This is a genomic window from Actinomadura sp. 6K520 (genome assembly GCF_004349245.1).
Taxonomy (GTDB): Bacteria; Actinomycetota; Actinomycetes; order Streptosporangiales; family Streptosporangiaceae; genus Spirillospora.
This window is the reverse complement of the sequence record NZ_SMLC01000218.1, coordinates 1-10138: the sequence shown is the minus strand read 5'-3', so window position 1 is coordinate 10138 and position 10138 is coordinate 1. Positions and strand designations below refer to the sequence as shown.

At 72.4% G+C, this 10138-nt stretch carries 11 protein-coding genes; 7 read left to right on the top strand and 4 right to left on the bottom strand.

The features are described from left to right. The coding region (locus E1289_RS33380) for a 3-hydroxybutyryl-CoA dehydrogenase (RefSeq protein ID WP_131987440.1) at nt 1–1526 on the bottom strand (1526 nt) is incomplete at its 3' end. 55 nt (nt 1527–1581) lie between these two features. Between E1289_RS33380 and E1289_RS33375 the strand changes: the two genes are divergently transcribed. Beyond that, complete coding sequence (locus tag E1289_RS33375) at nt 1582–2577, top strand: LLM class flavin-dependent oxidoreductase (protein ID WP_131987438.1); 996 nt, start codon at nt 1582–1584, stop codon at nt 2575–2577. A gap of 63 nt (nt 2578–2640) precedes the next feature. On the opposite strand, the gene E1289_RS33370 is transcribed toward E1289_RS33375, so the two are convergent. Next, nucleotides 2641–3027, bottom strand: a complete 387-nt coding sequence (locus tag E1289_RS33370; RefSeq protein ID WP_131987436.1) for an SCO5389 family protein — start codon at nt 3025–3027, stop codon at nt 2641–2643. 114 nt (nt 3028–3141) lie between these two features. Next, nucleotides 3142–3327 (bottom strand): hypothetical protein, encoded by a 186-nt coding sequence (locus E1289_RS33365; RefSeq protein WP_131987434.1) that lies wholly within the window; start codon nt 3325–3327, stop codon nt 3142–3144. 145 nt (nt 3328–3472) lie between these two features. Here E1289_RS33365 and nucS point away from each other — a divergent pair, with 145 nt between their 5' ends. The 5 genes from nucS to E1289_RS33340 all read left to right on the top strand — a co-directional run bounded on the left by nucS (nt 3473) and on the right by E1289_RS33340 (nt 7780). Further along, on the top strand, nt 3473–4153 hold the full coding sequence (gene nucS, locus E1289_RS33360) for an endonuclease NucS (protein ID WP_131987432.1): 681 nt from the start codon (nt 3473–3475) through the stop codon (nt 4151–4153). Nucleotides 4154–4172: 19 nt separating this feature from the next. Continuing rightward, nucleotides 4173–4760, top strand: coding sequence for a TetR/AcrR family transcriptional regulator (locus E1289_RS33355; protein WP_243713314.1), 588 nt, complete (start codon nt 4173–4175; stop codon nt 4758–4760). 79 nt (nt 4761–4839) lie between these two features. After that, nucleotides 4840–5628: a site-2 protease family protein gene (locus E1289_RS33350; protein WP_131987430.1), complete on the top strand. Its 789-nt coding sequence runs from the start codon at nt 4840–4842 to the stop codon at nt 5626–5628. Between the two features lie 102 nt (nt 5629–5730). Next, nucleotides 5731–7230, top strand: coding sequence for an aldehyde dehydrogenase family protein (locus E1289_RS33345; RefSeq protein ID WP_131987428.1), 1500 nt, complete (start codon nt 5731–5733; stop codon nt 7228–7230). Between the two features lie 55 nt (nt 7231–7285). Next, on the top strand, nt 7286–7780 hold the full coding sequence (locus E1289_RS33340) for a GNAT family N-acetyltransferase (protein ID WP_131987426.1): 495 nt from the start codon (nt 7286–7288) through the stop codon (nt 7778–7780). Nucleotides 7781–7785: 5 nt separating this feature from the next. Here the strand turns inward: E1289_RS33340 and E1289_RS33335 are convergent, their stop codons facing one another. Further along, nucleotides 7786–9207 carry an MBL fold metallo-hydrolase gene (locus E1289_RS33335; RefSeq protein WP_131987424.1) on the bottom strand — a complete coding sequence of 474 codons (1422 nt, stop codon included), beginning with the start codon at nt 9205–9207 and terminating at the stop codon, nt 7786–7788. A gap of 140 nt (nt 9208–9347) precedes the next feature. Here E1289_RS33335 and E1289_RS33330 point away from each other — a divergent pair. Next, nucleotides 9348–10138 (top strand): molybdopterin-dependent oxidoreductase (locus tag E1289_RS33330; RefSeq protein ID WP_131987422.1); only part of this gene is annotated, 791 nt, incomplete at its 3' end.

Below are 10138 nucleotides of genomic sequence, written 5' to 3'. Positions count from 1 at the left end.
GGGGCCACGGCGGGGTCGCGGGTCTCGGTGTGGAGGGCGCGGAGGACGGCGACCGCGCGGTCCAGGCCGAGGCGGTCGAGGTCGGCGATCGGCCCGGTCGGGTAGCCGCACCCGAGCGTCATCGCGGCGTCGATCGAGTCGGCGTCGGCGTAGCCGGCGCCGAGCATGGCCGCGGCGTCGTTCAGGTAGGGGAAGCGCAGGGCGTCCACGATGAACCCCGCGCGGTCGCGGCAGCGGACGACGGTGCGGCCGAGCCGGCCGAGGATGTCGGCCGCCCGGTCGGCGGCCTCCGGGGCGGTGGCGACCGTGGCGGCGATCTCGGCGAGGGGGCCCGCCGGGTCCGGCAGGTGCAGGCCGACGGTGTCGGCGGGACGCCCGGTGGCCATCGCCTGCTCGATCACCGGGCCGTCCACCGAGGTGACGGCCAGGACCGTGGCCGGCCCGGCGGCCTGGGCGGCGGCCGACAGCAGCGCCCGCCCGGCCTCGGCGTCCTCGGCCGCCTCGATGAGCAGGTCGCACTCGGCGAACCCGGCGGCGGAGGCGCGGATCTCGGCGCCCGCCCGGTCGCACAGCGCGCTGATCGCGTCCGCGAGCGGGCCGACGCCGACGACGCCCACGACCGGTTTCGGGCCGTCGGCGGCCCGCTCGGCTTCCTCGGCCGCGGACTCGCCGTAGGTGTAGAAGCCACGGCCGGTCTTGCGGCCGAGCAGCCCGGCGGTGACGAGTTCGCGCAGCAGCGGGGAGGCGGCGTGGCGGCGGTCCCGCGACTCGGCGTAGATCGCGTCCAGCACCTCCAGGCAGGTGTCGAGGCCGATCAGGTCCATGAGGGTGAACGGGCCCATCGGCAGGCCCGCGCCCGCCTTCATCGCGGTGTCGATGTCGTCGCGGGTGGCGTGCCCGGACTCCAGCATCGACGCGGCCTGGTTCAGGTAGCCGAACAGCAGCCGGTTCGCGACGAACCCGGCGCGGTCCCCGATCGTCACCGGGGTCTTGCCGAGGGTCCGCACGAGGTCGGCGACGCGGGTCACGGCGTCCGGCTCGGTCAGCACGGTCGCGATGACCTCGACGAGCTTCATCACGGGCGCCGGGTTGAAGAAGTGCACCCCGACGATCTTGGTGGGCCGGCCGGTGCTCACCGCGATGTCGGTGACCGGCAGCGACGAGGTGTTGGTGGCGAGGACGGCGTCGTCGCGGCACACCCGGTCCAACTCGGCGAACACCGTGCGCTTCAGGTCGAGCCGCTCGGGGACGGCCTCGATGACGAGGTCGCAGTCGCCGAGGTCGGCGAAGTCGGTCGACAGCGTGACCCGGCCGAGGATCTCCCGCTGCGCGTCCTCGGTGAGCCGCCCGCGCTTGACGGCGCGTCCGGTGGAGTTCTCCAGGTGCCCGCGCCCGCGCTCCAGCGCGTCCTGGTTCACCTCGATGCCGACCACCGCGAGGCCGCCGCGCGCCAGCACCTCGGCGATGCCCGCCCCCATCGTGCCCAGTCCGACGACCCCGACTCTGCTGAACGAACCACCAGTCATGCACGGCAGTCTCGCAGAATGCCCGCGGGTTCCCCATGGCGGGTACGACGGTGACGTGCGCCTCGGAATCTTCCTCCTCGCCACCCGTTTCCCCCACCAGAACGACACCGATGCCCTGTCCCGGACGGTCGAGGCCGCGGTCGCCGCCGAACGGGCCGGGTTCGACGACGTCTGGCTGGCCGAACACCACTTCATGTCGTACGGGGTCGTCCCGTCGGCGACGCTCATGGCCGGGCATCTCCTGGCCGTCACCCGGCGCATCCATGTCGGGACGGCCGTCAGCGTGCTCTCCACCCAGCACCCGGTGGCGCTCGCGGAGCAGGCGGCGATGCTGTCGCTGCTGTCGGGCGGCCGGTTCCGCCTGGGCGTGGGACGCGGCGGCCCCTGGCGCGACCTTGAGGTGTTCGGCACCGGCCTGCCCCGCTACGAGCAAGGCTTCGCCGAGTCCCTGGACCTGCTCCTCACCTGGCTGCGGTCGGACCGGGTCTCCTGGCGGGGTGAGCACTTCCGCTTCCGCGAGGTGCCGGTCGTCCCGCGCGCGCTTGCCCCACCCCCGGTGACGGTCGCGTGCACGTCCCCCGCCACCGAGACACTGGCGGCGGAACGCGGCCTGCCGATGCTGCTGGGCATGCACGTCGGACCGGAGGAGAAGGCCGCCGCCGTCGCCCGGCACGGCCTGCCGGACCTCCCGCACATCTCCACGCATGTCGCCCAGGTCGCCGACTCGCGCGAGGAGGCCGTCAGGACCCTCATGAAAGAGATGCCACGCTGGCTGGGCCCCGGCCTGGACGGCTACGTCGCCGTGGACGACCGTCCCCGCCCGCCCCGCGACCCCGTCGCCTACACGCGCCGCATGTGCGAACTGCATGCCGTGGGTTCACCGGACGACTGCGCGGACTCCCTCGTGGCCACGGTCCGGAAGACGGGGATCAAGCACCTGATCCTCCTGGTGGAGGCCGCCGGCTCCCGCACCGCGGCCCTGGAGAACATCGCCCGCCTCGGCGAAGAGGTCCTCCCCGGGGTCCGTGCCGCCGTCGCCGGTACAGCGTGACGGAGCGGGCACGACCGCGGCGTGCCGCCTGCGGTCGCGCAGGGGCACGCCGCGGGTCGCGGATCAGCAGTCGCGGAGTTCGGGGGACTGGTTGAGGATCTGTTCGCGGGCCGTGACGAACGTCCGGTGGGCGTCCGAGTCGCCGGCGGGGAAGACGGCGACGCGGTGGCAGTTCTGGAAGGCGAGCCTGATGCCGAAGTGCCGTTCCAGGGTGCCGCGCATGGCGTCGCTCGCCAGGACGCGGAGGAGCTGGCCGCGGGCCTGCTCGTCCGGCGGCGGCGTCAGGTTGTCGGCGAAGTCGCCGCCGTCCACCTGGAGCCGCGCCACCAGTCCGCTGATCATGTCCCACGCGTACGGGAGGGACGTTCTGATGCACTCGACGAAGGCGGCGTCGCCGACTTCGCCTCGCTGTGCCGTCTCCAGGAGTTCCGGGGTCACGTCAAGAGACATGCGGGGGTCCTTTCGCCAGACGGAGGATGACTCCCTCTCGCGAAGCTAATCCCGGTTTCCGGAGAATTCCAGGGGTTGACAAAGGTTTTCATTCCGCTAGCCGGGCGGGGACGGTCAGCGCTGCGGCGCGGCCCGCCTGGACGAACGCCGGGGCGGGCGGGCGGCGACGCGCTCGGCGCGGTCGGCCCAGAACTCGCGGGCGCGGCGTGCGAACCGGCCGGCGCGCTGCGCCTCCGCCTCCGCCAGCCGCTCGCGTACCCGCTCCGCCATGAGCGACCGCATGATGTCGTGGTGGTACACGGTCCCTCCTCATCAATGCCGGCCCACCTGACGCGGTCCGACATCCAAGAGGTTCGTCCTAAGGCGCCCGGACCCACATCGGCATGACGCCCTAGATCCGCGGTCGCGCCGCCTTAGGCCGGATCGGGCACTAGAGTTGGGCGCCGTGCGTCTCGTTATCGCCCGCTGCAGCGTCGACTACGCCGGCAAGCTCACCGCCCACCTGCCGATGGCGCCGCGCCTGATCCTGATCAAGGCGGACGGGAGCGTGAGCGTCCACGCCGACGACCGCGCCTACAAGCCCCTCAACTGGATGAACCCGCCCTGCTCGCTGCGCGAGGAGAGCTACGAGGAGAACGGCGCCGTCGCGCGCTGGACGGTCACGCACGGCAAGTCGGGCGAGCGGCTCATCCTCACCATCGAGAAGATCCTGCACGACACGAGCCACGAACTCGGCCTCGACCCCGGCCTGCGGAAGGACGGCGTGGAGGCGCACCTGCAGGAACTGCTCGCCGAGCACATCACGACGCTCGGGGACGGGTACACGCTGATCCGCCGGGAGTTCCCCACCGCGATCGGCCCGGTCGACATCCTGTGCCGGGACGCCGACAGCGCCACGGTCGCCATCGAGATCAAGCGGCGCGGGGAGATCGACGGGGTCGAGCAGCTCACCCGGTACCTGGAGCTGCTCAACCGGGACCCGCATCTCGCGCCGGTCCGCGGCGTGTTCGCCGCCCAGGAGATCAAGCCGCAGGCCCGGGTGCTCGCCGCCGACCGCGGCATCCACTGCGTCACCCTCGACTACGACGCGCTGCGCGGCATCGAGCACGAGGGCACCCTGTTCTGAGCGCCGGTAGTGTTCAGGTATGTCCATGGCCACCACCACCGACGCGACGCGGGAACGGATCATCGACGCCGCCGACGAGTGCTTCCGTCGTTTCGGCGTGGCCAAGACGACGGTCGAGGACATCGCGGCCGCGGCGAAGCTGTCCCGGGCGACCGTGTACCGCAGCGTCACCGGCGGGCGGGACGAGCTGATCCTCGAAGTCGTGGTCCGGGACCTGCGCCGGTTCCTGGACCGGCTCGCCGACCGGCTGCGCCGGGAGCGGTCGGTGGCCGAGGCGATCGTCGAGGGGACGCTCGACGCGATCGAGCACGTCCGCAACGAGCCGACGATCACCCATTTCCTGGTGCCGGAGGCGGCGGGGCACATGCAGGCGGCGGTGGCCGGCGCGGCGGAGCACGTGCTGGCGGTCTGCTGCGACTACGTGCGGCCGCACTTCGAGCGGGCGCAGCGGCAGCGGACGCTCAGGGCCGACATCGAGGTGGAGGGGACGGTGGAGTTCCTCTTCCGCATCATCACCTCGCTGATCGTCATGGACCGCGACCGGGACGCCGAGGAGCTGCGCCGCTTCCTGCGCACGTACGTCGTCCCGGTCATCGCGGCGCCGTGACTCCGGCGAGCGGGTAGCTTCGAAGATCGGACGGGACCGGAGCGCCGGGTGAGCCGGCGCGGCGAGAGGGGCCGAAGCGATGGAGGGGACTGCGCACGGGACGCGAGGGGGCGCGGCCGTCCGGCCGAGCCCGATCTTCCTCGCGATCGTGGCGGCGACGGTCCTGTGCGGCCTGATCGCCTGGCGGTACGCGGACGAGCCGGCCAAACCGGCCCGGCTCGCGCTCTTCGGGTTCGTGCTCGCGGCGTGGATGGTGTCGCTGTGCCTGCACGAGTTCGGGCACGCCTACATGGCCTACCGGTCGGGCGACCGCAGCGTCGTCTCCAAGGGCTACCTCACGCTGAACCCGCTCAAGTACTCCGACATCACGCTCAGCTTCCTGATCCCGGTGGTGTTCATCGTGCTCGGCGGTATCGGCCTGCCCGGCGGTGCCGTCTGGATCGAGCGGCACCGGATCCGCGGGCGGCTGCGGCACAGCCTGATCTCCGCGGCGGGCCCGCTGTCGAACGCGCTGTTCGCGATCATGCTCGCGGTGCTCTACAAGAACTTCGCCCACCAGGACCACGGCGTGTTCTGGCTGGGCGTGGCGTTCCTGGCGTTCCTCCAGGTCACGGCCGCCGTGCTGAACCTGCTGCCGATCCCGGGGCTGGACGGCTTCGGCATCGTCGAGCCGTATCTGCCGCGCGCCCTGGTCGACAAGATCGCCCCCTACGGCGGCTACGCCTTCCTCATCCTGATCGCCCTGCTCTGGCTGGGGCCGATCAACCAGGCGTTCTTCGACGTGATCTTCAACATCACCGGCGCGCTGGGGCTGGACGAGTTCCCGATCCAGTTCGGGCACTCGCTCTTCCAGTGGTGGAGCGACTGACGTCCGGTGCCCTTGGGGTGACCGTCCGGGACGTAGAGTGATTTACTAGCCGGTACACACCTGCAAGCAATCACTTACCAGGCTCCTCCCGGGAGGTTCCTCATGTCCGTGGCCACGGAGAGCACCGAGACGTTCGCGTCCTTGAATCCGGCCACCGGCGAGGTCGTCGCCGAGCATCCCGTCCGGGACGCCGCCGCCGTCGCCGCGGCGGTCGAGCGCGCCCGGGAGGCGGCCGGCTGGTGGCGCGCCCTCGGGTGGAAGGAGCGCAGGCTCCGGCTCCTCAACATCAAGGGCTCGCTGACCCGCAACCTCAACCGGATGGCCGAGCTCGTCCACCAGGAGACCGGCAAGCCGCTCCAGGACGCCCAGCTGGAGACGATCATGGCGATCTCCCACCTGGACTGGGCCGCGCGCAACGCCCGGAAGACCCTCGGCCCGCGCACCGTTTACCCGGGCCTCATGGCGATCAACCAGAAGTGCGTGCTGGAGTACCAGCCGCTCGGCGTCGTCGGCGTCATCGGCCCCTGGAACTACCCGATCTTCACCCCGATGGGCTCCATCGCCTACGCGCTCGCCGCCGGCAACGCCGTGGTGTTCAAGCCGTCGGAGTTCACCCCGGGCGTCGGGGTGTTCCTGGAGGAGCTCGTCTCGGCCGTCGTGCCCGAGCACCCCGTGCTGCAGACGATCACCGGGCTGGGCGAGACCGGCGCGGCGCTCGCCTCGTCCCCGCACGTCGACAAGATCGCCTTCACCGGCTCGGCCCGGACCGCCAAGCGCGTCATGGCCGCGTGCGCGGAGAACCTCACGCCGATCGTGGCCGAGTGCGGCGGCAAGGACGCCTGCATCGTCGACTCCGACGCCGACCTCGACGCCGCCGCCGACGCGGCGCTGTGGGGCGCGATGTCGAACGCGGGCCAGACCTGCATCGGCGTCGAGCGCATCTACGTCGTCGACGACGCCTACGACAAGTTCCTAGGCAAGCTCACCGACAAGGCCAAGGACCTGCGTCCCGGCTTCGACCGCGAGGCCGCCTACGGCCCGATCACCATGCCGGCCCAGCTCGACATCATCGAGCGGCACATCAAGGACGCCCTGGACAAGGGCGGCAAGGCCGTCGTCGGCGGCGCCGAGTCCGTGCGCAAGCCGTACGTGGAGCCGGTCGTGCTGACCGACGTGCCGGACGACTCGGCCGCCGTGTGCGAGGAGACGTTCGGTCCGACGATCACCGTCCACCGCGTCAAGGACCTCGACGAGGCCGTCGAGAAGGCCAACCGGACCAGCTACGGCCTCGCCGGGACGATCTTCTCCGGCGACAGGTCCCGCGCGATGGACGTCGCCCGCCGGATGCGCTCCGGCATGACGTCGATCAACGCCTTCGCCGCGTTCGCCCAGGTCGCCGCGCTGCCGTTCGGCGGCGTCGGCGAGTCCGGGTTCGGCCGGATCCACGGCGCGGACGGCCTGCGCGAGTTCACCCGCCCGAAGGCCATCACGCGGCAGCGGTTCGCGACGATGAACCTCACCTCCTTCGAGCGCACCGAGAAGGAGATGGCCCGCGTCCTCAACATGATCAACATGATCCACGGCCGCCGCTACAAGCGCTGACGCGGCCGGCGCCCCCGCCCGGCTCGGGTGGGGGCGCCAATCTAGACTCGAAACCATGACATCCGGGACGTTCGGTGCACCGGTGCGCAGCCGTTTCCAGGCGCCGCTGCGCGCGACGCCGCCGCCCCCGCCCGGTGTCCGCCCGTTCCGCGCCGGCGACGTCCCGGCGCTCGGCCCGGTCATGTGGGACGCCTACCGCGGAACGCCCGACGAGGCCGACGTCGGGGACCCCGGAGGCGCGGCACGCGAGATCCGGCTCGCACTGGACGGCGAGTACGGCACGTTCCTCCCCGCCGCGTCGTTCGTCGCCGAGGACCGGGGCCGCCCCGTGGGAGCCGCACTCGTCACCCTCTACCGGGGCCTGCCGCTGCTCGCGTTCCTCTTCACCGCGCCGTCCCACTCCGGCAACGGCCTCGGGCAGGGGCTCGTCCGCGCGGCCATGCACGCGCTCGCCGAGCAGGGCCACGACACCCTGACCCTCGCCGTCACCCGCCGCAACCGCCGGGCCCGCCGCCTCTACGAGCACCTCGGCTTCGTCGAGGTCGCCTGACCCGCTCAGCGCGCGCCGGCGGGGACGTCGGCGGGGACCTCGACGGGGTGGCCGGCGGCCTGCCACGCCGTCATCCCGCCGAGCACGTTGAGGACCGGCTCGTCCTGGTGCGCGGCCAGCAGGCTCGCGGCGACGGAGGAGCGGTATCCGGTGCTGCAGGTCACGGCGAGCGGCCTGCCGCGGGGCACCCGGCCGAGCCGTGCGGGCAGTTCCGCGCCGGTGATGAAGGCGGCGCCCGGGACGTGCCCGGCGGACCATTCGGCGGGCTGGCGGACGTCCAGCACGTTCACCTCCTCGGCCTGCACGCGGTCGTGGAGTTCGCCGACGCTGATCTGCGGCAGGCGCTCCAGCGGCCCGGCGCCCGCGCGCCACGCCGTCATGCCGCCGGCCAGCCAGCCGATGGGCGGGTCGTAGCCGATGCGCAGCAGGTCCCAGGTCACCGTCCCGACGTCCTCGGGGCGGTCCACGACGAGGACGACGCGGGCGGCCTCCGGCAGCACGGTCCCCGCCCAGGTGGCGAAGGACGATCCGAGACCGACGTTGAGCGCGCCGGGGACGTGGCCCCCGCCGAACGCCTCCGGCTCGCGGACGTCCAGCACCACGGCCCCCTCGTCCCGGACCCGCATGACCTGCTCCATCTGCAGCGCGGGCGGCTCCGGGACCAGGGTGACCGGCTCGACGCCCGCCAGGTTCCGCGCGCGCATCCGGCGCCAGTACGGCGGCACGGCGGGCAGGGTGTCCGTCCGCAGGCAGCGCTCGGCGAACCGCTCGGGGTCGTCGGTCCCGGCGAGCCGGGGGTTGGTGCGCCGCTCGTAGCCGACCGTCGTGGACAGCCTGCTCCCGATGCTGCCGCCGCACAGCGAACCGGCCACATGCGTCGGAAAGACCTCCACATGGTCGGGAAGCGTGAGGATCTTGTCCCGCACGGTGGCGCAGAGGGCCCGGGCGGCCTCCTCGGCCTCCGCGTGCCCGCCGAGCAGGTCGGGCCGGGCCAGGTCGCCGACCAGCAGGGCACCGCCGGACAGCAGCAGCGCCGGTTCGTCAGCGCCGATGTCCCGGTCGTAGACGAGAAGGCTGATGTGCTCGGGGGTGTGCCCGGGCGTGTGCAGCACCTCGATGCCGATCTCGCCGATCTCGATCTGCTGCCCGTCGCGCAGGGGGCGGTGCCGGTAGCCGAGGTCCGCCGTTGCCGCGCCGAGGGCTTGGGCGCCGGTGCGGGCCGCGAGCTGCGTCACCCCGGAGAGGTAGTCGTTGTGGCCGTGCGAGTCCAGCGCGTACCGGATGCGCAGCCCTTTGCGGCGCGCCTGCTCCAGGTAGTCGTTGACGTCCCGCCGGGGGTCGAACACCAGCGCGTCGCCGGTCTCCTCCGAACCCAGCAGGTACGACGCGTGCCCCAGACCCTCGAAGTAGAACTGCTGGAAGTACATCGACCCCCTCCAGGTCAGGGCCTGGTCAACGACCGGGCCGCGTTCGGTCTTTCGCCCGCCATACCCGGAAGCACGCCGTTCGCACTTCAATGACCTGCGGGAAGACCGCATCAACCACGCGGTGCGGGTACCCCCACGGCATGAGTCCATGGGGAAAACGGGACGACATGGTGGTGCACGAGAGGGAGCCGTACAACGCCGAGCCGCCCCGCACGGCGCTCGCCGGGCACCGGATGACGCCGCACGACACGTTCTACAGCCGCAACCACGGTCCGGCTCCCGAGATCGACCCCGCCGCCTGGCGGCTGACCGTGGACGGCCTGGTGCACGATCCGCTGGAGTTGTCCCTGGAGCAGTTGCGCGAGCGGTTCGACGAGGTCGAGGTGACGGCGACGCTGCAGTGCGCCGGCAACCGCCGCGCCGGTCTGATGGAGGTGCGCGACATCCCCGGTGAGGAGCCGTGGGGCCCCGGCGCCACCGCCACCGCACGCTGGAGCGGGGTGCGCCTGGCCGACGTCCTGGCGCACGCCGGCCTGCGCACCGAAGCCGCCCACATCGCCTTCGCCGCGCCGGATGTCTCCCCTCTCCCCGATCCGCCCGAGCCCTACGGCGGCTCCATCCCCACCCCCAAGGCCCTGAGCCCGGAAGTGCTCCTGGCCTGGGCGATGAACGGTGAACCGCTCCCCCGGATCCACGGCGCCCCACTCCGAGTGATCGTCCCCGGATGGATAGGGGCACGCAGCGTCAAATGGCTGACCCGCGTCACCGCGCAGGCAGAGCCGTCCGCCAACTACTTCCAGGCGACCGCCTACCGTCTCCTGCCTCCCGGGGCCGACCCCGGCCGGGCCGGCCCCGGGGACGGCATCTCCCTCGGACCGATCGCCCTCAACTGCGACATCCTCAGCCCTGACGACGGCGCACACGTCCCGCC

Excerpts from the sequence above, each read along its gene's own strand:
- E1289_RS33370 (WP_131987436.1), bottom strand. The coding sequence starts at position 3,027 with ATGTCTCTTGACGTGACCCCGGAACTCCTGGAGACGGCACAGCGAGGC.
- E1289_RS33355 (WP_243713314.1), top strand. The coding sequence starts at position 4,173 with ATGTCCATGGCCACCACCACCGACGCGACGCGGGAACGGATCATCGAC.
- E1289_RS33350 (WP_131987430.1), top strand. The coding sequence starts at position 4,840 with ATGGAGGGGACTGCGCACGGGACGCGAGGGGGCGCGGCCGTCCGGCCG.
- E1289_RS33345 (WP_131987428.1), top strand. The coding sequence starts at position 5,731 with ATGTCCGTGGCCACGGAGAGCACCGAGACGTTCGCGTCCTTGAATCCG.
- E1289_RS33340 (WP_131987426.1), top strand. The coding sequence starts at position 7,286 with ATGACATCCGGGACGTTCGGTGCACCGGTGCGCAGCCGTTTCCAGGCG.
- E1289_RS33335 (WP_131987424.1), bottom strand. The coding sequence starts at position 9,207 with ATGTACTTCCAGCAGTTCTACTTCGAGGGTCTGGGGCACGCGTCGTAC.